Below are 20,978 nucleotides of genomic sequence, written 5' to 3' on the forward strand. Positions count from 1 at the left end.
CACCCCGTATCACGCCTCACCAGAGAGACTCATGCTGACCGGAAACATACTCACCACCGATGGGTGGATTCACGGCACGCTCGAATACGAAAACGGCCGCATCACGGCGCTGACCGGCGAACGCGTCGATCCGTCGACGAACGACGCACCGTACATCCTGCCCGGCTTCATCGATCTGCACGTGCACGGCGGTGGCGGCGCAGACGTGATGGAAGACGGCGATGCGATCGAAACCATTACCCGCACGCATGCGCGTTACGGCACGACCAGCCTGCTCGCCACCACGATGACCGCGCCGCGCGACGAGTTGATGCGCGTGGTCGCGGGCCTCGGCGACGTGGCGCGTATCCGTACGCCGGGCGGTTCGCGCGTGCTCGGCGTGCATCTGGAAGGGCCGTACATCAATCCCGGCAAGCTCGGTGCGCAACCGGACGCCGCGGTTTCGGCGGTGATGGACGAAGTGCTGAAGTATCTGTCGATCGCGCCGATTCGCGTGGTCACGCTGGCGCCTGAAATCGCCGGCCACATGGAGATCATCTCCGAGATGGCGGCGCGCGGCGTGCGCGTGCAACTCGGTCATTCGCTCGGCACGTACGACGACGCCGTCGCCGCGCTCAAGCACGGCGCCTGTGGCTTCACCCATCTGTTCAACGCGATGTCGCCGCTGCATCACCGTAACCCCGGCCTCGTCGGCGCAGCGCTCGCGCACGCCGAGTTCGCCGAAATCATTCCCGATTTGCTGCACGTCCATCCGGGTGCGATCCGCGCTGCGCTGCGCGCGATTCCGCGTTTGTATGTGGTCACGGACAGCACCTCGGCCACCGGCATGCCGGACGGCGAATACCGTCTCGGCAGCCAGCATGTGACGAAGTGCCTCGGCGGCGTACGTCTGGCCGACGGCACGCTCGCCGGCAGCACCCTGACGATGGATCAGGCGCTGCGCAATCTTGTGTCGATCGGTCTGCCGATCGCCGACGTGTCAAATCGTTTGTCGCGCTATGCCGCCGACTACCTCGGCATCGAAGACCGCGGTCGCATCGCGCGTGGCGCGTGGGCCGATGTGGTCGTATTCGACCGCGAACTGGCGTTGACCGCGACTTACGTCGAAGGAGAATCGATTGTCGAATATGCTTAACGAAGCGCTGGCGTCCGCCGAAACGGTCGCCGCGCAACTCACGGATACCTCGCGCGTCGAGGCGTTGGCGGCCAGGCTCGCCCAGCAGCCGCGTCATGTTGCGCTGACGGTCGCGCGGGGCAGCTCGGACCATGCGGCGAGTTACTTCGCCAGCCTGACGATGAGCCGCATCGGCGTGCCGGTGGCGTCACTGCCCATGTCGGTTGCGACCTTGCAGCAGGCGCCGTTGCAGGTGCGCGATCAGCTCGCGCTGGCGTTCTCGCAGTCAGGCAAGAGCCCAGATCTGGTCGGCACGATGCAGGCGCTGCGCAATGCCGGCGCGTTGACCGTCGCCGCGGTGAATGCGCCCAGCTCGCCGTTGGCCGACGCGTGCGAATGGCATCTGCCGCTCGTCGCCGGTCCTGAACTGAGCGTCGCGGCCACCAAGAGCTATATCGCGATGCTGTCGATTTCCGCACAACTGGTCGCGCACTGGCAGCAGGACGAAGCATTGCTCGGCGCGCTGCGCACCTTACCCGATGCGTTGCGGACGGCGGGCAAGCTCGACTGGTCGGAAGCGATCGACGAATTGCGCGGCATCGAACGCATGATCGTGATCGGCCGTGGTCTGGGCCTCGCGATTGCACAGGAAGCCGCGCTGAAATTGAAGGAAACCTCCGGCATCCAGGCGGAAGCGTTTTCGAGCGCGGAAGTGCGTCATGGTCCGATGGAACTGATCGACCGCGACTATCCGCTGCTGGTATTCGCACCGCGCGGACCGGAACAGGCCGGCTTGCTGCAACTCGCGCGCGACATGCGGGCGCGCGGCGCCCGCGTGCTGCTCGCCGCACCGGACGACGTGCCCGAAGCAAGCTTGCCGCTTGCCACCACCGCTCATGCGGCGCTCGATCCGATCGCCGCGATCCTGTCCTTTTATGTGATGGCCGCGGGTCTAGCCGCCGCGCGCGGGCGCAATCCCGATGCGCCACGCCATCTCAACAAAGTCACCGAAACTCACTGATCGAGAAATCAGATGCGACGTGTCGAGGAGTCCCGCTTGATGAGCCATTCTGAAGGCCATATTGTTTTGCTTGCGCCGATGACCGGTCCTGTCGTGCCGCTGGCGAACGTACCCGACCCTGTGTTCTCGGGCGGTATGTTCGGCGACGGCATCGGCGTCGATCCGCTCGAGGGCCGGCTCGTCGCGCCATGCGACGGCACCATCACCCATCTCGCGCGCACCGGTCACGCTGTGACGCTGGCCACTGCTGAGGGCGCGGAAATTTTGCTGCACATCGGTATCGATACGGTCGAGCTGAACGGCAAGGGTTTTGCACCGATGGTCGCGCAAGGCGCGCACGTGCGCACCGGCGACGTGTTGATCGAGTTCGATCAGGACCAGGTTGCGTTGAATGCGCCGAGTCTCGTGTCGGTGATCGCGATTGCCAATTCGGATGTGTTCGAGATCGTCGAGCGCGTCGAAGGCGGCATGCTGAAGGCGGGCGAAACGCCGTTGCTGGTACTGCGCGCACGCAGCGGCACGGCGGCCGAGGCAGCGCGGCAGGCGAGCGCCACCAACGTGACAGAAGAAGCGCGTCAGCAAGTCACGCTGGTCCATGCGGGCGGTTTGCATGCGCGGCCGGCTGCGCGTGCTCGTGAAGCGGCGCGTGGTTTCGATGCGCGTGTCGAAGTGCGTTACGAAGGGCGCAAAGCGGCGATCGAGAGCGTGGTCGGTTTGCTCGGTCTGGGTGCGGGTGAGGGCGCGACCGTCGAGTTGCTCGGCGTAGGCACGCAAGCGGCAGCCGCAGTCGAAGCGATTGCCGACGAATTGACGCGCGAAGCGCACGGCGAAGTCGAAGAAAAACCGGCGCGCCAGAGCTCGCCGGCGCCGCAACCGGTCGCGCGCGCAGTGGGCGAACCGCTGGCGCCGAATACGCTCGCCGGCGTGTGCGCGGCGCCGGGCGTCGCGGTGGGCAAGCTGGTGCGTTGGGACGACGCGGATATCGATCCGCCGGAGAAGGCGAACAGCACGTCTGCGGCTGAGAGCCGTCTGCTCGACAAGGCCATCGCCACTGTCGATGCGGATCTCGGCACGACCGTGCGCGACGCGTCGCAACGCGGCGCGGTCGGCGAGGCGGGCATTTTCGCGGTGCATCGCGTGTTGCTCGAAGACCCCACCTTGCTCGACGCCGCGCGCGATCTGATCAGCCTCGGCAAGAGCGCCGGCTTTGCATGGCGCGAAGCGATCCGCGCACAGATCGTCATCCTGACGAAGATCGAAGACGCGTTGCTCGCCGAACGTGCCGCCGATCTGCGCGACATCGAAAAGCGCGTGCTGCGCGCGTTGGGTTATTCAAACGCGGCGGCGCGCACGTTGCCCGAAGAAGCCGTGCTGGCAGCCGGGGAATTTACGCCGTCGGATCTGTCGTCGCTGGATCGCTCGCGCGTGACCGCGCTGGTGATGGCGCGTGGCGGCGCGACTTCGCATGCGGCGATTCTCGCGCGTCAAGCGGGCATTCCTGCGCTGGTGGCAGTCGGCGATGCGTTGCACGCGATCCCCGAGGGCACGCAAGTGGTGGTGAACGCCACCAACGGCCGCCTTGAATTCGCACCGACCGAACTCGACGTCGAACGTGCGCGTCTGGAGCGTAGCCGCCTCGCCGGCGTGCGCGAAGCGAACCGCCGCACTTCGCAACAAGCCGCCGTCACATCCGATGGCCGCGCGATCGAAGTCGCCGCCAACATCGCCACGCTCGACGACGCGAAAACCGCCGTCGACAACGGCGCCGATTCCGTCGGCTTGCTGCGTACCGAACTGCTGTTCATTCACCGCGCGCAGGCGCCGACTACCGACGAACATCGTCAGAGCTACCAGGCAATCGTCGACGCATTGAGCGGCCGCACCGCGATCATTCGCACGCTCGACGTCGGCGCCGACAAGGAAGTCGATTACCTGACGCTGCCGCCTGAACCGAATCCGGCGCTTGGGCTGCGCGGCATCCGCCTCGCGCAAGTGCGACCGGACCTGCTCGACGATCAACTGCGCGGCCTGCTCGCTGTGCAACCGCTCGGCGCCGTGCGCATCCTGCTGCCGATGGTGACCGATGTCGGCGAACTGATCCGCATCCGCAAACGTATCGACGAACTCGCACGCGAATTGGGCCGTACCGAGCCGATCGAAGTCGGCGTGATGATCGAAGTGCCGTCGGCGGCCTTGCTCGCCGATCAACTGTCGCAACACGCGGACTTCCTGTCGATCGGCACCAACGATCTGACGCAATACACGCTCGCCATGGACCGCTGCCAGGCCGATCTCGCCGCGCAAGCCGACGGCTTGCATCCGGCGGTGCTGCGGCTGATCGCGGCGACCGTGCAGGGCGCCGGCAAGCATGGCAAATGGGTCGGCGTCTGCGGCGCACTGGCGGGCGATCCGCTTGCGATGCCGCTGCTGGTCGGCCTCGGCGTGACCGAACTCTCGGTGGATCCGGTGTCGGTGCCGGGCATCAAGGCGCGGGTGCGCAATCTCGATTATCAGCTGTGCCGTCAACGCGCGCAGGATGCGCTGGCGCTCGAGTCGGCACAGGCGGTAAGAGCAGTGAGCCGCGAAACCTGGCTTCTGGACTGAACCCCACACGGTCCGCAGCCAACTTCGCCCAATAACCACGTAAAGCTAGAACTCGACGACGATCGACGACGAGACAAAGGATTGGAGGTATCAATGGATGGGAATCCGTTTCTGAAGATTCAGCGCCTGGGACGCGCGCTGATGCTGCCGATCGCGGTGCTGCCGGTTGCCGGCCTGCTCCTGCGACTGGGCCAACCCGATGTGTTCAACATCAAGATGATCGCCGACGCCGGCGGCGCGATTTTCGACAACCTGCCGCTCCTGTTCGCGATCGGCGTGGCGGTCGGTTTCGCGAAAGACAACAACGGCGTGGCGGCGCTCGCGGGCGCGATCGGTTACCTGATCGAAATCGCGGTGATGAAGGACATCAACGACAAGCTCAACATGGGCGTGTTGTCCGGGATCGTGGCAGGTATCGTCGCGGGCTTGCTGTACAACAGGTACAAGGACATCAAGCTGCCCGACTACCTCGCATTCTTCGGAGGGAAACGCTTCGTGCCGATTGTCACGGGCGTCGCGTGTCTGGCGATAGGCATCGTGCTCGGCTATGTCTGGCAGCCTGTACAGGCCGCCATCGACCTCGCCGGACACTGGCTGACGACCGCGGGCGCGATCGGTGCATTCGTGTTCGGCGTGCTGAACCGCTTGCTGCTCGTGACGGGGCTGCATCACATCCTGAACTCGCTGACATGGTTCGTGTTCGGCACCTTCACGCCGCCGGGCGGCGCGGCTGTGACGGGCGACCTGCATCGTTTCTTCGCCGGCGACCCGACCGCGGGCACGTTCATGACGGGCTTCTTCCCAGTCATGATGTTCGGCCTGCCGGCTGCATGCCTGGCGATGTTCCATGAAGCGCCGAAGGAACGCCGTGCGATCGTCGGCGGCCTGCTGTTCTCGATGGCGCTCACGTCGCTCCTGACGGGCGTGACCGAGCCGATCGAATTCAGCTTCATGTTCCTCGCGCCGGTGCTGTACGTGATTCACGCATTGCTGACCGGTCTGTCGCTCGCGATCTGTTCGGCGCTCGGGATTCACCTCGGCTTCACGTTCTCCGCAGGCGCGATCGACTACGTACTGAACTACGGCCTGTCGACCAAGGGCTGGTGGGCGATTCCGATTGGTCTCGCGTATGCGGTGGCGTACTACGGTCTGTTCCGCTTCTTCATCCGCAAGTTCAATATGGCGACGCCGGGCCGCGAACCCGCAGCCGCCGATGAACAGGTCGAATCGTTCACGACCGGCGGTTACGTCTCGCCGGCTGCCGGCGCGGCCGTGCCGCGCGCACAGCGTTATATCGCTGCGCTGGGCGGCGCATCGAACCTGTCGCTGGTGGATGCCTGCACGACGCGTCTACGTCTGTCTGTGGTCGATTCCAACAAGGTCTCGGAAAGCGACCTGAAGACGATCGGCGCGCGTGGTGTGCTCAAGCGCGGCTCGACCAACGTGCAGGTGATCATCGGACCGGACGCGGACATCATCGCCGATGAGATTCGTACGGTGATCGCGCAAGGTGGCGGTGATGCCGTGAAGCCGGCTGCCGCTGTTGCCTCTGCCGCGCCTGTGGCGGCAACGGGCGCTCAAGGCGGTCCGCTCGACCCCGATCCGTTGCGTTGGCTCGCTGTGTTCGGCGCTGCGGGCAACGTGGTGTCGCTGGACGCCGTGGCGGCGACGCGTCTGCGTGTCGTGGTGCGCGATCCGTCGGCGGTCGATCGTCAGCGCCTGGCTGCGCTCGATACCGCATGGGTCTCGGCCGACACGTTCCACATCGTAGTCGGCGACGCTGCATCGCGTTATGCCGAACAGTTGGCGACGCGTCTGCCGGCAGTGGGCGGTGCGACGCCTTTGCCGGCGTGATGCCGTGCTAAGGGAGCGGCCTGTGGCGCTTCCCTTCCGGTAACGCTGCAATAAAAAAAGCGGCACCTTGAATCAAGGCGCCGCTTTTGCGTTTACCGATGCCCGTATTGCCAGGATATCAGTGCGTCTTGTGTTTTCCCGTTTCCGAAGGCCGGCGCGATTCGAGCCACATCACGTTGACGACGCCGAACGCGAGCGCCACACCAATACCGAGAATCCAGCTGAAATACCACATCACAAACTCCTGTTAATCGTATTCCTGTTCAGTACATCGAATGTTTATTCTCTTCGAGCGCCGCAGCGGTCACCTTGCCGCGCATTACGCGATACACCCAGCTCGTATAGATCAGGATGAGCGGCAGGAAGACGACCACGGCGATCAGCATGATCTGCAGCGTCATTCGGCTCGAGGTCGAATCCCATACCGTCAGACTGCTGCGGCCGTCGAGCGAGGAGGGCATGATGAACGGGAACATCGAGAAGCCGGCCGTCAGAATCACGCCGATAATCATCAGCGAGGTCGACAGGAACGCACTCTTTTCGAAGCGCGAGCGCGCCAGCAGCAAGGCCAGCGCGCCGCCGACCACACCCGCCACCGGCGCGATCGCCATCCACGGATAGGTCGCGTAGTTGGTGAGCCACAAACCCGGTGCGCCGAGCACGTTTTTCAGCAGCGGATTGGCGACCGTATCGAACGGCGCCGCGTCGACGATCTGATAGCCGCCGATCATCGTCGCGATCAGTGCGCCGGCAATCAGGAACAACACCACGCAGACGAGTGAGGCAATCCGCAGCGCCACCGACGCGCGCTGCGCGACAATGCCGTCCGCCTTCATCTTCACGAACGCTGCGCCGTGCGCGGCCAGCATCGACACGCTGACGAGCCCGCACAACACCGCAAACGGGTTGAGCAGCGCGAAGAAACTGCCGTGATACGTGACGCGCAGATCGGTGTCGAACGAGAACGGCACGCCTTGCAGCAGGTTGCCGAACGCGACGCCGAACACCAGCGCCGGCACGAAGCCGCCGACGAACAACGCCCAGTCCCATGCGCTGCGCCAGCGCGGGTCTTCGCGTTTGCTGCGGTAGTCGAAACCGACCGGCCGGAAGAACAGCGAGAAAAGCACCAGCAGCATCGCGAAGTAAAAGCCGGAGAACGACGCCGCATACACCAGTGGCCACGCGGCGAACATCGCGCCGCCCGCCGTGATGAACCACACCTGATTGCCTTCCCACGTCGCGCCGACCGTGTTCACGACAATGCGCCGCTCGGCGTCGGTCTTGCCGATGAACGGCAGCAGAATCGCCGCGCCCATGTCGAAGCCATCGGTGAGCGCGAAGCCGATCAGCAGTACGCCGATCAGCACCCACCAGATCAGTTTGAGGGTTGCGTAATCCATGATGATGATTTTTCCCTTAAAACGGCGTGGCGGCGAATCATGCAGCCGTGTTGGTCGGCAGCGGCTGATTCAGCGGCTGTTGTTCGTGGTGATAGCGCCCGGTATGCAGCGACGAAGGCCCGAGCCGCGCGTACTTGAACATCAGCATGATTTCGATGATGAACAGCACTGTGTAGAACACCACGAAGCCGGCGATACTCAGATACAGATCGGTCGGCGTCAGGCTCGACGCGGACAACGCAGTCGGCAGAATCCCGGCGATGGTCCACGGTTGACGGCCCACTTCCGCGACGATCCAGCCGAATTCAGCGGCGAGCCACGGCAACGGAATCGCCCATACGGCCCAGCGCAGGAACCAGCGGCGCTTGTCCAGCAGCAGCGAGCGCTGCGCGCAGAACCAGAACGCCAGCACGAAGGTCGCGAGGAACAGAATGCCGAGGCCGACCATCAGGCGGAACGAGAAGAACACGGGCGCCACCGGCGGGATCGTCTTCCTGGCGGCCTGGACAATCTGATCCGGCGTTGCATCGCTGACGTTCGCGGTGAACTGCTTGAGCATCAGTCCGTAGCCGAGGTCTTTCTTGTGCGCGTCGAAGGCGGCTTTGGCTTCGTCGGTTGCGTCGCCTTGCTTCAGTTTTTGCAGCGCGGTGTAGGCCAGCATGCCGTTCTTGATGCGCACTTCGTTCTGCGCCATCAGCTCTTTCAGGCCGACCACCGGTTCGTCGATCGAGCGTGTTGCGATGAGGCCGAGTGCATACGGAATCCGGATGGCGTAGTCGGTGCGCTCTTCCTTCTGATTCGGAATGCCGAAGATCGTGAACGGCGCGGGGGCGGGCGCCGTCTCCCATTCGGATTCGATCGCGGCCAGTTTCACTTGCTGAACTTCACCGGTACGGTAGCCGGATTCGTCGCCGAGCACGATCACGCACAGCGTCGACGCGAGGCCAAAACCCGCGGCGATCGCGAACGAGCGCAAGGCGAATTCGGTGTCGCGGCGTTTGAGCAGATACCACGACGACACGCCGAGCACGAACATCGACGCCGTCACATAGCCGGCCGATACGGTGTGCACGAACTTGACCTGCGCGACCGGGTTGAACAGCACCGAGAAGATGCTGTCGAGTTCCATGCGCATCGTCTGATAGTTGAATTCGGCGCCGACCGGATTGTTCATCCAGCCGTTGGCCACCAGAATCCACAGCGCGGACAGGTTCGAGCCGAGTGCGACGAGGAATGTGACGATCACGTGCTGCACTTTCGCGAGCCGCTTCCAGCCGAAGAAGAACAGCCCGACGAACGTCGACTCGAGGAAGAACGCCATCAGGCCTTCGACAGCCAGCGGCACGCCGAAAATATCGCCGACGTAGTGCGAGTAGTACGACCAGTTGGTGCCGAACTGGAATTCGAGCGTCAGGCCCGTGGTGACGCCCATCGCAAAGTTGATGCCGAAGAGCTTGCCCCAGAACTGGGTCATGTCCTTGTAGATCTGCTTGCCGGTCATCACATAGACCGATTCCATGATCACCAGCAACCAGGACAGGCCGAGCGTGAGCGGCACGAACAGAAAGTGATAGAGCGCCGTGATGGCGAACTGGAGGCGCGACAGTTCTACGACTTCGCTAACGGGCATGTTGATCACCTTGGGACGGATGCGAGGCAGGCACCGACAGCAGCGCCTGCGCGACTTGCTCAGGCGGCAGCGACATATGCTCCGCCTGCGGATGATTGAAGAACGTGTATTTGAGCGCCATCAGCAAGGCGAATTTGATGGCGAGGACGATAGCGATATCCCGCGCCAGCGTCGGACCGCGCACCCAGCCGGCAAGCCGCTTGCGCAGGCTCGGGCGGGGGCTGTTATTGCGATTGAGGGCTATGGTCATGATCGGTCGAAGGCGACTTCACGCCGGTGATTCCGGCTGGAACCAGGCCGCTTCTGCGATCTGGCGAGTGCATCCCGATTCTAGGAGCAGTGACCTTGCGCGCGTAAGTTAGCGCTGCGGCATTGGGTCGCGAGCATCGCCCCGTTGAAGCAGTATTGCTATGCGGTTTGTGATACGTCAAGAAAAGCACGCTTGGCGGGCGTGTTCGTTGTGAGTTTGCGCGCGAGTTCGCACGTGGACGAGCGCTCCGGTGCGCGGGCAGAAAAAAAGCCCTGCCGTCTTGCGAGGGCAGGGCTTTGCGACCCAACATCGCGCCGGGCAAGCCGGCGCTCTGAACGTCTTTATGTGTTACGAATATTCGGCCAGTGCACTGCGCATCTTCTTCATTGCGCTCGCCTCGATCTGGCGAATACGTTCCGCCGACACGCCAAATTCGTCAGCCAGTTCGTGCAGCGTCGAGCCACCCGAGCCGTCGTCTTCCACATGCAGCCAGCGTGCCTCGATGATGCGACGGCTGCGGGCGTCCAGCGATTCCAGCGCGCTGGCGATGCCGTCGCTTTGCAGCTTGTCGCGCTGACGCGAAGCCAGCACGGCGGTCGGCTCGCTATGCGAGTCGGCCAGATAGGCGATCGGCGCGTACGACTCTTCGCCGTCTTCGACCTGACCTTCCAGCGCGATATCGCCGCCGGACAGCCGCGTTTCCATCTCAGCGACTTCTTCGCGCTTCACGTTCAGTTCTTTGGCGAGACCTTCGATCTCGTCCGGCGTGAATGCGCCCAAGCCCTGCTTGTGGCTGCGCAGGTTGAAGAACAGCTTGCGCTGCGCTTTGGTGGTGGCGACCTTCACCATGCGCCAGTTGCGCAGAATGTATTCGTGGATCTCGGCCTTGATCCAGTGCATCGCGTACGACACGAGGCGCACGTTCTGCTCCGGGTCGAAGCGCTTCACGGCCTTCATCAGGCCGATATTGCCTTCCTGGATCAGGTCGGCATGCGGCAGGCCATAACCGAGATAGTTGCGCGCGATCGACACGACCAGCCGCAGATGCGACAGGACGAGACGGCGCGCGGACTCGAGATTGTCCTGCTCTCGAAATTCGGTGGCGAACTGGCGTTCTTCCGCCGGCGTCAGCATCGGAATCCGATTTACGGCCTGGATGTAGGCGTCGATATTGCCCAGTTGACCGGGCAGCAGCGAGGAATGCGAGAGCGCCAGTGCACCTGCCGAAGCGGCCTTAGCCGACAACGGGCTCAGAGTATTCGGAAGGGTCATTGCATGGCTCACGTAGGAAACTCCTTTGGAATCAGACAAAAGCGTGGTCAGGGATCGACTCCAGCGTTGGATGTTAGCACTCTGATTTCCCGAGTGCTAATACTTAGAGGCTGTAGGGTCATCCAGGTTCCGTCTTTGCTATTGAAAATTAGAATTCAATAGCCATGATACGCTTCCGCCGCTAACCGTGTGCAGGCCGTATGATTTAGCTGACAGACCGCTTTCGTACTTATAAGTGACCGATATTTTCTAAAACTGAAGCGACTAATTGCAAAAATTTTGGTTTCTTCATACGAAGCGCCAGATCCGATTTGTATTTAGAATAGGCAAGACGGTAAAACATCATCAACGTTTGACCATAGCTTTGGGTGTTCGATGAAGAACAAGAAAAAGGCTTTGCGTGGTCTGGCTCTAAAAGTCGCTTCTGCGGCTGCGTTGCTTGGGATATCGGGATTGGCCGCAGCCGACCAGTTCGGGGTGCAAGTCGCCGCGGGCGTGGGGGATTACCACGTCAAAAAGCTCGATCTCGGCTTCGTCTGGGATCCGAATCTGACGTGGTGGCAGATCGGCGACTGGCACTTCTCGCTGATCGGCGAGGCTCACGTGGCCTGGTGGCATACGAACGAAGGGGACGTACACAGCAACATCGGCGAAATCGGTGTGACGCCGATCATCCGTTTCATCAAGGGTTCTGGCTCGATCCGCCCTTATATTGAAGCGGGTGCCGGCATCCGGTTGCTGTCGAGTCCCAGAATTTCTACGTCGTTCAGCCTCGGGACGGCTTTCGAGTTCGCCGACATGGCGGGCGTCGGCGTGCAATTCGGCAGTCGCCAGCAGTATCAGGCGGGCTACCGGTTCCAGCATATTTCCAATGGCGGTATCAAAGAGCCGAATCCTGGTATAAATTTCAGCCAGCTATATTTGCAATATAACTTCTGACGACCGTGGCCACGTTCGGCTCATCGGTGCGAGGGGCTGAGCAATGGCGGCAAAAATGATCGAAGCGATTCGCGGGCTCGAGCGCGAGCGCTTTCGCGCGATGGTCGACGGCGACGGGCCGTCGCTCGATACGCTGCTCGCTGAGAACGTGAGCTATGTCCACACGAACGGCAAGCGCGAAACGAAGCGGCAGTTCATCGACGGCATTACAGCGGGGCGCCGCCGCTATCGGCAGATCGAGGTGCAGTCGCAAGAGGTGCTGCCGGTCGGGCGGGAGACCTGCGTCGTCACTGGGCGGGCGCTGATCGAGATGGAAGCGAATAACGGGGCGTTGCTGTTTCCGATCGCGTACACGGCGATTCATACGCAGGAAGATGGGCAATGGCGCCTGATTGCCTGGCAGGCGACGCGTTGCGCGATCGAGTGAGCCGTTGGGCGAGCCTCGTGAGCTCGCCGCGTTTCGCCGGTTGCGCTTTGTGAACTGCCGGCAGCGAGGCGCGGGCGGGGTGTGCCGCGCCTGGCGCAACGCGAGGCCGTGTCAGGCCGCCACGCGGTGGCCCACTTCCGTCGATAACACCTGCTCCTGGTCCACCGCATCGGGCACGGCCGGCGTGCCTCCCGTCATGACAGCTTTTCCTGACTGATCGCCGGCATACGGATGGCGTGGATGCACCGGAATCTGGTTGCAGCGCTCGACCATGCGCCGCACTGCATCGATATCGGAGAAATCGAGGCCCGGGTCGATGCCTTGCGTATAGAGGTTCTTTGCGAGCGTCACAAGATCTACGTTGCCGGTGCGCTCGCCGTTGCCGAACAAACACCCTTCGATGCGGTCCGCACCCGCCAGCAGTGCGAGTTCCGCTGCGGCCACCGCGGTGCCCCGATCGTTATGCGGATGCACCGACAGCACGATGCTGTCGCGGTAGCCGAGGTTGCGGTCCATCCATTCGATCTGATCGGCGAACACGTTCGGCGTCGCGGCTTCGACGCTCGCGGGCAGGTTGACGATCATCTTGTGATCGCGCGTGGGCCGCCACGTCTGCGCAACCGCGTCGCATACTTCGCGCGCGAAGGCGAGCTCGGCCATGTTGAAGGTTTCCGGCGAATACTGGAACGTCCAGCGCGTGGCGGGCCGCGCCTGCGCGTGCTCTTTGATGACGCGCGTGCCTTCGACGGCGAGCGCCTTGATTTCGTCCTTCGACTGGTTGAAGACGATTTTGCGAAACGACGGACAGATCGCGCTGTACAGATGCACGATGGCGCGTGGTGCGCCTTCGAGCGATTCGAAAGTCCGCGCGATCAACTCGGCGCGCGCCGGCACGAATACTTCGATGGTCACATCGTCGGGAATGATCTGTTCGTCGATCAGCTTGCGCACGAAATCGAAGTCGGTTTGCGAGGCCGACGGAAAGCCGACTTCGATTTCCTTGAAGCCGATCGCCACCAGCATGTCGAAGAATTCGAGCTTCTGCGCGGCGTTCATCGGTTCGATCAGCGATTGATTGCCATCGCGCAGATCGGTGCTCATCCAGATCGGCGCCTGGTTGATCGTGCGGCCGGGCCATTTTCGGCCGGTCAGGCGCACGGCGGGAAAGGGACAGTATTTTTCAGCGGGATTGCGCAACATGATGAGCCTCGTTCGATTTGTCGTATGCGAAAGGGGGGGGGCGTCGAGCGGCTGGCGGGCTGCCACAGGTGCACGGTCCGCCAGCCGATTGCTAGCGGCAACAACGAACGGGCGCCAACGAACAACCTCATGGCGACGACGAAAACGGACGTGGATGATGCCCATGCAACGTGCATTTGACCCTCGCGATTCGTCCGAGCGGTAAACGGACGAATGCAAACGACTACAGGTTGTGAAGAACTACGGTCGGGGGTGAAACGGTAACTGCGAGGAACTGCCTTGAAGACCGCGCTTTGAGCAACCTGAGCTGCCAACGCGCGGCGCTACGCCTGACTTACGCTAGACGTAGCGATAGGGGCCGCGCCAGGCGGCCGGAGGTAATTCGGAGGGTGTTCGGAAGGGAACGCATGCGTTGAATGTATGACAGCGGGCAGCGCCGTGTCAACCGGCGGTCTTTACGTTTTGCGCAGCGAGCGCCGCTGTAAAGAATACGTCGTGATTGCGCAACGCCCGTCACACGGGCGTTTTCGCGACGTCCACGATCAGTTCGACTTGCCGCGAAATCGCGCTCGGCACCGGCGCTTCGCCACGCAGCACGGCGTCGATCCACGCGGCCGTGGTCGGCGCGTCGCGTGCATCGGGCAACTCGACGTCAGGCGCATCGGGCGACGAACGCTCGTGCGGCACGCGCGTTTCGCAGATGCCATCGTGCAGCCAGTCGACCTGCACCTGACGCCGCGTGTCGGCTACCGCTTCGCCCTCGGTGCCGCGCGCAAGCAGGGCGCCGCCTGCCGCGGCGTCCGGATACGCGCTGAACAGTTGCGTAAGACTGTCCCGATACGGCGGATGCGTGTAGTTCACGAGCCGCAGGCCGGCGGGCGCGAACGGCTGCAAGATCTTTACGAGCGTATGCGTCGAATTGCGCACACCCATACGGCGACGCAAAGCGAGGAGTCGCGCGAGCCTGGGGGCGAGCACGCCGATCGGCGCGAATGCGAGACGCCGTTCCGCGAGACCATCTTCGATATCGGCGTGGTTTTGCGCGTGCGGAATTTGCAGATGCGTGAAGATTTCAGCGCTCGTCACGCGGCCCGGATCTTCGGTGACGCCGTGCACCAGCACCGGCACGCCCTCGCGCGCCAGCAGCAACGCCAGCAGCGGCACGAGATTGGGCTGTTTGCGCGCGCCGTTGTAAGTCGGGATCGAAACGGGCCGGAACGCGCCGTGCGGCAAATGAATCGGTTCAAACGATGCGTGCGCACCGGCCAGCATCGCGGCGAGTTCGTCGGCTGTTTCGCCCTTCACGCGATAGGCGAGCAGCACCGCGCCGAGTTCGAGGTCGGACACGCGGCCGTCGAGCATTGCGCCATAGAGCGCGCGGGTATCCTCGGCGCTCAGTGCGCGGGCGCCGTTCGGGCCGCGGCCGATTTCCTTGATGAAGCGGGCGCAGGGGAAGGGGATGGCGGTATCGGCGGAGTCGGTCATCGGGCGCAATGGGACGTGGCGGTGTGCCGCTTCAGAGCGGTCGGCCACCGTATTCAAAGGACACTATTCAGTGTGAGTATCGCATCTATGGCGATCTCGCGAGACGATGCGCCGGCGCTGCTGGCCGTGCGTCTCAATGCGCGTCGTGCTTGCCAGCGCGTTACACTCAACATTTTATCGTCGCGCAGGCGGCACAATTCAAAAAACGGAGAACGGGATGAGTTACGTATTTGCACCCGCACCGGTGGTCGCGGTGCCGGTCGTGGGGTCCAGCGAGCAGTTCGCGGTACGTCGCATCTACTGTGTGGGCCGCAACTACGAGGCGCACGCGCGTGAGATGGGACATGACCCCGACCGTGAACCGCCGTTCTTCTTCGCCAAGCCGGCCGATGCCGTGCTGTACGTGGCGCCCGGCGCGACCGGCGAATTCCCCTATCCGTCGCAATCGAAGAACGTGCACTTCGAGATGGAACTGGTGGCGGCGATCGGCAAGGGCGGCAAGAACATTCCCGCCGAGAGCGCGCTCGACCACGTCTATGGCTATGCGCTGGGGCTCGACATGACGCGCCGCGATTTGCAGGCCGAGGCGAAGAAGCTGGGTCGTCCGTGGGATACCGCGAAGGGTTTCGATCATTCGGCGCCGATCGGTCCGATTCATCCGGTGGCAGCAGTCGGGCATGTCGACAAGGGCGCGATCTGGTTGTCGGTGAACGGCGAGGAAAAACAAAGCTCGGACGTATCGCAGTTGATCTGGTCGGTGGGCGAGACGATCGCATACCTGTCGACGCTGTTTGAACTGCAACCGGGCGATCTGATTTTCACCGGCACGCCGGAAGGCGTCGGCGCGGTGGTGCAGGGCGACCTGATGAAGGGTGGCGTGGACGGAATTGGCGAGTTCAGCGTACGCGTGGTCTGAATACGGGCGGAGGAGACACATAACATGAAGCTTTACAGCTATTTCCGTAGCTCGGCGTCCTATCGCGTGCGTATCGCGCTTAACGTGAAGAACCTGTCGTACGACTACGTGCCCGTGCACCTCGTGCGCGACGGCGGCGAGCAGTTGAAGCCCGAGTATCGCAAGGTGAATGTGGACGGTATCGTGCCGACGTTCGTCGACGGCAACGAAGTGATGCCGCAGTCGCTCGCGATCATCGAGTATCTGGAGGAAACGCATCCTGAGCCGCCGCTGCTGCCGGCGGCGCCGGCCGATCGTGCGTATGTGCGCTCGGTGGCGTTGCAGGTCGCGTGCGAGATTCATCCGCTGAACAACCTGCGCGTGCTGAAGTACCTGAAGCACACGCTGTGCCTCGACGACGACGCGAAGGACGCGTGGTACCGGCATTGGGTCGAGGCGGGTTTTACGACGCTCGATGCGCATCTGGCGGGCGATTCGCGCACCGGCAAACTGTGCTTCGGCGATCAGCCGACGTTGGCCGACGCCTGCCTGATCCCGCAGGTGTTCAACGCGCAGCGCTTCAAGATCGACACCGCGCGGTTCCCGACGATTCAGCGCATCTACGATCACGCGATGCAACTCGATGCGTTCGCGCGCGCGGCGCCTGGTGCGCAGCCGGACGCGGAATGAGGTTGTTGCCTGAATGAATAAAGGGCGCTCCGTGGAGCGCCCTTCTGGTTTTTGCTGCCCGGTTGTTCAACCGCCCAGCAACGCGTCCGAAAACTCTTCCGCGCTAAACGGCTGCAAATCCTCGACCTTTTCGCCGACGCCGATGAAGTACACCGGAATCGGACGCTGCCGTGCGATCGCCGCAAGAATGCCGCCCTTGGCCGTGCCGTCGAGCTTGGTCACGATCAGGCCGGTGAGGCCGAGCGCGTCGTCGAATGCTTTCACCTGGGCGAGCGCGTTCTGGCCGGTGTTCGCGTCGATCACCAGCAGCACTTCGTGCGGCGCGCCGTCTTGTGCCTTGCCGATCACGCGCTTCACCTTGCGCAGTTCTTCCATCAGATGCAGTTGGGTCGGCAGACGGCCGGCGGTGTCGGCCATCAGCACGTCGATCTTGCGCGCACGGGCGGCGCCGACCGCGTCGAAGATTACCGCTGCCGGATCGCCGCTTTCCTGCGACACCACCGTCACGTTGTTGCGCTGTCCCCAGATCGCCAGTTGCTCGCGCGCTGCGGCGCGAAAGGTATCGCCCGCGGCCAGCAGCACCGATTGATCGAAGCTCTGCAGATGCTTGGCGAGTTTGCCGATGCTGGTGGTCTTGCCCGCGCCGTTCACGCCGGCGATCATCATCACGAGCGGTTGCGCGCGGCCGAGCATCAGCGAGCTTTCCAGCGGCTTGAGAAGATCGACCAGCAGCGTGCGCAGCGCCGTTTTCACCTGTTGCGGGTCGGTGAGGCGCTCGGCGCGCACTTTCTCACGCAGCGATTCAAGCAGGAATTCGGTAGCGTCGACACCCGCGTCCGACATCAGCAGCGCGGTTTCCAGTTCTTCGTACAGTTCCTCGTCGATCTTCGTGCCGACGAAAATACCGGTCAGGCTCGAGCTCGTCTTCGACAGGCCGGTTTTCAGGCGCGTCAGCCAGGATCGCTTCGCACCCGCGTCCTGTACTGGCGGCGGGACGATTTCGACGGTTTCCGGTATGAGCTCGTCGGGCTGCGGCTCGTTTGCCGGCACAGTGGCTGCCGGCTGCGCTTCAATGCGAAGCGGGGCGGCCGGCGGCACCGCGGGCGCTGCCGGCGCCTCTACGGCGGTCTCGGGCGCTAAGGTTTCCGGCGCCGTCTGCGATTCCTCTGGCGCGTTATCGGACTCTTTCGAACCCTTGAATCGTTTGAAAAAGCTGAACATGATCTGGCGTGGTGAGAGCGCGCGCCGATGCGCGCAGCCGGCACAAGACCGGCAGGAGCGGCAGGCAGCGTTGCGATGCGGGATGCAAGGCGCTGGAAGCCGCACATTTTATCAGGCGCGCCGCTACCCGTCGTATGGGCCGAACGGCCGGGCTGGACGCGGCGCGCCCCTGTGGTAACGTTGGCGCTCCGGCCCGCCCGCATCGACGTGGCGGGCGCCTTTTTACGTAATCGAAACCGCATGCCCCGTTCCGCACCTTCACGCGCCCACGGCGCTTCATCCAAAGGCGGCAAAGCGCACGCTATCCGTATCATCGGCGGTGACTGGAAGCGCACGCCGCTACCCGTACTCGACCTCGACGGTCTGCGGCCTACGCCCGACCGCGTGCGCGAAACGCTGTTCAACTGGCTCGGTCAACGTCTGGACGGCCAGCGCTGCCTCGACCTGTTCGCCGGCAGCGGCGCGCTGGGCTTCGAGGCGGCCTCGCGCGGCGCGACACGGGTGTTGATGGTCGAGCGCAATGCGCGGGCCGCGAGCCAACTGCGCGCGAACCAGGAGCGCCTGTCGGCGCGCACGATCGAAATCGCGGAAGCAGACGGCTTGCGGCTTGCCGCGAGTCTCGCACCCGGATCGTTCGACGTAGTATTTCTCGATCCGCCGTTCGGCGACGATCTGCTCGACAAGGCGCTCGCGTTGGCCGTGCCGCTGTTGAGCGCGCATGGCTTTCTGTATGTCGAAGCGGGCGCCGCGCTCGAGCTCGATGGGAACGAGGCGCTCGCCGGATGGGAAATCGTGCGGCAAGGCAAAGCGGGTGCTGTCCACTTTCATTTGCTGCAGCGCGAAAATGAGGAATAATGCGCGTTCCAAAACAAGCGCCGGACAGTTTGCCGTCACGCGCGCGGTCGGTGCCAAATGCGTCGCGTGGACGCTTTGACGTGCCCATTTGTCTGAAGAGAGGAGAAGTCTCATGGTAGTCGCCGTGTACCCGGGCACGTTCGACCCGCTGACGCGCGGTCACGAAGACCTCGTTCGACGCGCGTCGAGCATTTTCGACACGCTGGTGGTGGGCGTTGCCGACAGCCGTAACAAAAAGCCGTTCTTCACGCTCGAAGAGCGTCTCGACATCGCCCATGAAGTGCTCGGCCACTACCCGAATGTTCAGGTGATGAGCTTCAAGGGTCTGTTAAAGGATTTCGTCCGCAGCAATAACGCACGGGTGATCGTGCGCGGCCTGCGCGCGGTGTCGGACTTCGAATACGAGTTTCAGATGGCCGGCATGAATCGTTATCTGTTGCCGGACGTCGAAACCATGTTCATGACCCCGTCCGATCAATACCAGTTCATCTCGGGCACGATCGTGCGTGAAATCGCGCAACTGGGCGGCGATGTCAGCAAATTCGTGTTCCCGTCGGTCGAAAAATGGCTGAAGGAAAAGGTTGCCGCGCTGGACCAGGATAACGACGCTTCGGCGGCGCAACCGTAACCGGCGTAAACTGTCGGTTCGACGGATGAAAGCCGGCTCCGGCCGGTGCGAAGTGAGAGAAGTATGGCCTTGATGATTACCGACGAGTGCATCAATTGCGACGTTTGCGAGCCCGAGTGCCCGAACGACGCGATTTCGATGGGCCCGGAAATCTACGTGATCGACCCGAAGAAATGCACTGAGTGTGTCGGCCATTTCGACGAGCCGCAGTGTATTCAGGTGTGTCCGGTCGAGTGCATTCCGCGCGACCCGCAGCATCTGGAAACGCCGCAAGGGTTGATGGCGAAGTACCACGCGTTGCAGGCCGCGAAGGGCGCGTGATGAACGGCGAGGCGCTAGCCTCGCCGCGGTTTTTGCGTCGCGCTTTGCCCTTCGCCCTTGTTCGGGCGGTGCGTTGTTACCCGACGTAGGCGCTGAAAATGTCGCGCAACGCGTTCAGCAGGAGGCCGCATTCGGCGTCGGTGCCGACCGAGATCCGCAAATGCTGGTCGATTCGCGGCGCCTTGAAATGGCGCACGAAAATTTCCTTTTCCCTTAGCCGTGCCGTGAGCGTCGCTGCGTCGTAGCCTTTGTGGCGCGCGAACAGCAGATTCGCCGCCGACGGCACCACCTCGAAGCCCAGCGCCGTCAACCCCGCGGCAAGCCGCTCACGGCTCGTCACAACCTTGGCGCAATTGTCCTTAAACCAGGCATCGTCTTCATACGCGGCGATCGCCGCAACTTGTGCTAGCCGGTCGAGCGGATACGAGTTGAAACTGTCCTTCACGCGGTTTAGCGCGTCGATCAACTCCGGATTGCCGAACGCGAAGCCGACACGCATCCCGGCGAGCGAACGCGACTTCGATGCCGTTTGAACCACCAGCAGATGCGCATGGCGGTCAATCAGCTTGACGGCCGATTCGGCGCCGAAATCGACATAGGCCTCGTCGATCACCACAACCGAATCGGTGTTTCTCGCCACCAGACGCTCGATATCGGCGAGCGGCAGAGGACGTCCCGTCGGTGCATTCGGATTCGGGAACAGCACGCCGCCGTTAGGCGCCGCGTAATCGTCGACATTGATCGCGAAGGCGTCGTCGAGCGCGACCGTCCGATAGTTGACCTCAAACAGCCGCGCGTACGTCGGATAGAAGCTGTACGTGATATCCGGAAACAGCAGCGGCTCATCGTGCTTCAGCAACGCCTGAAAGGTGAGCGCCAGCACTTCGTCCGAACCGTTGCCCGCGAACACCTGCTCCGGGCGAATACCGTGATGCGCGGCGACTGTTTCGCGCAGCTTGCGCGCCGTCGGATCGGGATAGCGCCTTAGCGACTCGCCCGCATCGCCTAGTTCCTGGCGAATCGCTTCGACCACGCGCGGCGACGGCGGATACGGGTTCTCGTTGGTGTTCAGCTTCACTGGATGCGCGAGCGCGGGTTGCTCGCCCGGCGCATACGGCGTCAGACGGTGAACGATGTCACTCCAATAGCGGCTCAAGCGGATCTCCTGTCGG

Annotated in this window: 19 protein-coding genes and 1 pseudogene; 11 read left to right on the forward strand and 9 right to left on the reverse strand. The window is 63.1% G+C overall.

The window, feature by feature from the left end; translation table 11 throughout:
• The first annotated feature begins 31 nt into the window (after positions 1-31).
• The 4 genes from nagA (at position 32) to nagE (ending at position 6,593) form a co-directional block, all read left to right on the forward strand.
• The gene (nagA, locus tag AC3WOG_RS01995) at positions 32-1,135 is read left to right on the forward strand and encodes an N-acetylglucosamine-6-phosphate deacetylase (protein WP_492576422.1); all 1,104 of its coding nucleotides are present in this window, start codon (positions 32-34) and stop codon (positions 1,133-1,135) included.
• A complete protein-coding gene (locus tag AC3WOG_RS02000; protein ID WP_492579688.1) occupies positions 1,128-2,135 on the forward strand; it encodes an SIS domain-containing protein in 1,008 nt (335 codons plus the stop codon). Before nagA ends, AC3WOG_RS02000 begins: the two co-directional genes overlap by 8 nt.
• 39 nt (positions 2,136-2,174) lie before the next feature.
• Complete coding sequence (gene ptsP, locus AC3WOG_RS02005; protein WP_492576423.1) at positions 2,175-4,739, forward strand: phosphoenolpyruvate--protein phosphotransferase; 2,565 nt, start codon at positions 2,175-2,177, stop codon at positions 4,737-4,739.
• 93 nt (positions 4,740-4,832) lie between these two features.
• Positions 4,833-6,593, forward strand: a complete 1,761-nt coding sequence (nagE, locus tag AC3WOG_RS02010; RefSeq protein ID WP_492576424.1) for an N-acetylglucosamine-specific PTS transporter subunit IIBC — start codon at positions 4,833-4,835, stop codon at positions 6,591-6,593.
• Positions 6,594-6,711: 118 nt separating this feature from the next.
• On the opposite strand, the gene cydX is transcribed toward nagE, so the two are convergent.
• From cydX to rpoH, 5 genes are all read right to left on the reverse strand, one after another.
• On the reverse strand, positions 6,712-6,828 hold the full coding sequence (gene cydX, locus AC3WOG_RS02015; RefSeq protein ID WP_492576425.1) for a cytochrome bd-I oxidase subunit CydX: 117 nt from the start codon (positions 6,826-6,828) through the stop codon (positions 6,712-6,714).
• 28 nt (positions 6,829-6,856) lie between these two features.
• Positions 6,857-7,993, reverse strand: a complete 1,137-nt coding sequence (gene cydB, locus AC3WOG_RS02020; protein WP_492576426.1) for a cytochrome d ubiquinol oxidase subunit II — start codon at positions 7,991-7,993, stop codon at positions 6,857-6,859.
• 37 nt (positions 7,994-8,030) lie between these two features.
• On the reverse strand, positions 8,031-9,623 hold the full coding sequence (locus AC3WOG_RS02025) for a cytochrome ubiquinol oxidase subunit I (protein WP_492576427.1): 1,593 nt from the start codon (positions 9,621-9,623) through the stop codon (positions 8,031-8,033).
• The gene (gene cydP / locus AC3WOG_RS02030; protein ID WP_492576428.1) at positions 9,613-9,873 is read right to left on the reverse strand and encodes a cytochrome oxidase putative small subunit CydP; all 261 of its coding nucleotides are present in this window, start codon (positions 9,871-9,873) and stop codon (positions 9,613-9,615) included. The genes AC3WOG_RS02025 and cydP overlap by 11 nt, the downstream gene beginning before the upstream one ends.
• 348 nt (positions 9,874-10,221) lie before the next feature.
• Positions 10,222-11,157, reverse strand: coding sequence for an RNA polymerase sigma factor RpoH (gene rpoH / locus AC3WOG_RS02035; protein ID WP_341313319.1), 936 nt, complete (start codon positions 11,155-11,157; stop codon positions 10,222-10,224).
• A gap of 363 nt (positions 11,158-11,520) precedes the next feature.
• Here rpoH and AC3WOG_RS02040 point away from each other — a divergent pair, with 363 nt between their 5' ends.
• Together AC3WOG_RS02040 and AC3WOG_RS02045 are read left to right on the forward strand one after the other, a co-directional pair.
• A complete protein-coding gene (locus AC3WOG_RS02040) occupies positions 11,521-12,084 on the forward strand; it encodes an acyloxyacyl hydrolase (RefSeq protein ID WP_492576429.1) in 564 nt (187 codons plus the stop codon).
• A gap of 43 nt (positions 12,085-12,127) precedes the next feature.
• Positions 12,128-12,511, forward strand: coding sequence for a nuclear transport factor 2 family protein (locus AC3WOG_RS02045; protein WP_341313317.1), 384 nt, complete (start codon positions 12,128-12,130; stop codon positions 12,509-12,511).
• Between the two features lie 216 nt (positions 12,512-12,727).
• Here AC3WOG_RS02045 and AC3WOG_RS02050 read toward each other — a convergent pair.
• Positions 12,728-13,711, reverse strand: a pseudogene (locus tag AC3WOG_RS02050) (2-isopropylmalate synthase); the annotation flags it as partial.
• Between the two features lie 513 nt (positions 13,712-14,224).
• Complete coding sequence (gene ybiB, locus AC3WOG_RS02055) at positions 14,225-15,196, reverse strand: DNA-binding protein YbiB (RefSeq protein ID WP_492576430.1); 972 nt, start codon at positions 15,194-15,196, stop codon at positions 14,225-14,227.
• Between the two features lie 217 nt (positions 15,197-15,413).
• Between ybiB and AC3WOG_RS02060 the strand changes: the two genes are divergently transcribed.
• Both AC3WOG_RS02060 and maiA read left to right on the forward strand, forming a co-directional pair.
• Positions 15,414-16,112, forward strand: a complete 699-nt coding sequence (locus tag AC3WOG_RS02060) for a fumarylacetoacetate hydrolase family protein (protein WP_492576431.1) — start codon at positions 15,414-15,416, stop codon at positions 16,110-16,112.
• A 24-nt stretch (positions 16,113-16,136) separates the two neighbouring features.
• Positions 16,137-16,781, forward strand: coding sequence for a maleylacetoacetate isomerase (maiA, locus tag AC3WOG_RS02065; protein ID WP_492576432.1), 645 nt, complete (start codon positions 16,137-16,139; stop codon positions 16,779-16,781).
• A gap of 66 nt (positions 16,782-16,847) precedes the next feature.
• On the opposite strand, the gene ftsY is transcribed toward maiA, so the two are convergent.
• Positions 16,848-18,002, reverse strand: a complete 1,155-nt coding sequence (gene ftsY / locus AC3WOG_RS02070) for a signal recognition particle-docking protein FtsY (RefSeq protein ID WP_492576433.1) — start codon at positions 18,000-18,002, stop codon at positions 16,848-16,850.
• Between the two features lie 240 nt (positions 18,003-18,242).
• On the opposite strand from ftsY, the gene rsmD reads away from it, so the two are divergent.
• The 3 genes from rsmD (at position 18,243) to AC3WOG_RS02085 (ending at position 19,806) form a co-directional block, all read left to right on the forward strand.
• The gene (gene rsmD / locus AC3WOG_RS02075; protein ID WP_492576434.1) at positions 18,243-18,857 is read left to right on the forward strand and encodes a 16S rRNA (guanine(966)-N(2))-methyltransferase RsmD; all 615 of its coding nucleotides are present in this window, start codon (positions 18,243-18,245) and stop codon (positions 18,855-18,857) included.
• A 112-nt stretch (positions 18,858-18,969) separates the two neighbouring features.
• A complete protein-coding gene (gene coaD / locus AC3WOG_RS02080) occupies positions 18,970-19,485 on the forward strand; it encodes a pantetheine-phosphate adenylyltransferase (protein ID WP_492576435.1) in 516 nt (171 codons plus the stop codon).
• Between the two features lie 63 nt (positions 19,486-19,548).
• Positions 19,549-19,806: a YfhL family 4Fe-4S dicluster ferredoxin gene (locus AC3WOG_RS02085; protein WP_341313311.1), complete on the forward strand. Its 258-nt coding sequence runs from the start codon at positions 19,549-19,551 to the stop codon at positions 19,804-19,806.
• Between the two features lie 76 nt (positions 19,807-19,882).
• Here AC3WOG_RS02085 and hisC read toward each other — a convergent pair whose 3' ends face one another.
• Positions 19,883-20,962 (reverse strand): histidinol-phosphate transaminase, encoded by a 1,080-nt coding sequence (hisC, locus tag AC3WOG_RS02090; protein WP_492576436.1) that lies wholly within the window; start codon positions 20,960-20,962, stop codon positions 19,883-19,885.
• Positions 20,963-20,978: the final 16 nt, after the last annotated feature.

The organism is Paraburkholderia sp. FW306-02-B (assembly GCF_058782725.1).

Bases quoted from the DNA above. Each gene is read 5' to 3' on its own strand.
- nagE (WP_492576424.1), top strand. From the start codon at position 4,833: ATGGATGGGAATCCGTTTCTGAAGATTCAGCGCCTGGGACGCGCGCTG.
- AC3WOG_RS02040 (WP_492576429.1), top strand. From the start codon at position 11,521: ATGAAGAACAAGAAAAAGGCTTTGCGTGGTCTGGCTCTAAAAGTCGCT.
- ftsY (WP_492576433.1), bottom strand. From the start codon at position 18,002: ATGTTCAGCTTTTTCAAACGATTCAAGGGTTCGAAAGAGTCCGATAAC.
- rsmD (WP_492576434.1), top strand. From the start codon at position 18,243: ATGCCCCGTTCCGCACCTTCACGCGCCCACGGCGCTTCATCCAAAGGC.
- ptsP (WP_492576423.1), top strand. From the start codon at position 2,175: ATGAGCCATTCTGAAGGCCATATTGTTTTGCTTGCGCCGATGACCGGT.
- AC3WOG_RS02000 (WP_492579688.1), top strand. From the start codon at position 1,128: ATGCTTAACGAAGCGCTGGCGTCCGCCGAAACGGTCGCCGCGCAACTC.
- ybiB (WP_492576430.1), bottom strand. From the start codon at position 15,196: ATGACCGACTCCGCCGATACCGCCATCCCCTTCCCCTGCGCCCGCTTC.
- coaD (WP_492576435.1), top strand. From the start codon at position 18,970: ATGGTAGTCGCCGTGTACCCGGGCACGTTCGACCCGCTGACGCGCGGT.
- cydB (WP_492576426.1), bottom strand. From the start codon at position 7,993: ATGGATTACGCAACCCTCAAACTGATCTGGTGGGTGCTGATCGGCGTA.
- maiA (WP_492576432.1), top strand. From the start codon at position 16,137: ATGAAGCTTTACAGCTATTTCCGTAGCTCGGCGTCCTATCGCGTGCGT.
- cydX (WP_492576425.1), bottom strand. From the start codon at position 6,828: ATGTGGTATTTCAGCTGGATTCTCGGTATTGGTGTGGCGCTCGCGTTC.
- AC3WOG_RS02025 (WP_492576427.1), bottom strand. From the start codon at position 9,623: ATGCCCGTTAGCGAAGTCGTAGAACTGTCGCGCCTCCAGTTCGCCATC.
- AC3WOG_RS02060 (WP_492576431.1), top strand. From the start codon at position 15,414: ATGAGTTACGTATTTGCACCCGCACCGGTGGTCGCGGTGCCGGTCGTG.
- cydP (WP_492576428.1), bottom strand. From the start codon at position 9,873: ATGACCATAGCCCTCAATCGCAATAACAGCCCCCGCCCGAGCCTGCGC.
- AC3WOG_RS02085 (WP_341313311.1), top strand. From the start codon at position 19,549: ATGGCCTTGATGATTACCGACGAGTGCATCAATTGCGACGTTTGCGAG.
- nagA (WP_492576422.1), top strand. From the start codon at position 32: ATGCTGACCGGAAACATACTCACCACCGATGGGTGGATTCACGGCACG.
- AC3WOG_RS02045 (WP_341313317.1), top strand. From the start codon at position 12,128: ATGGCGGCAAAAATGATCGAAGCGATTCGCGGGCTCGAGCGCGAGCGC.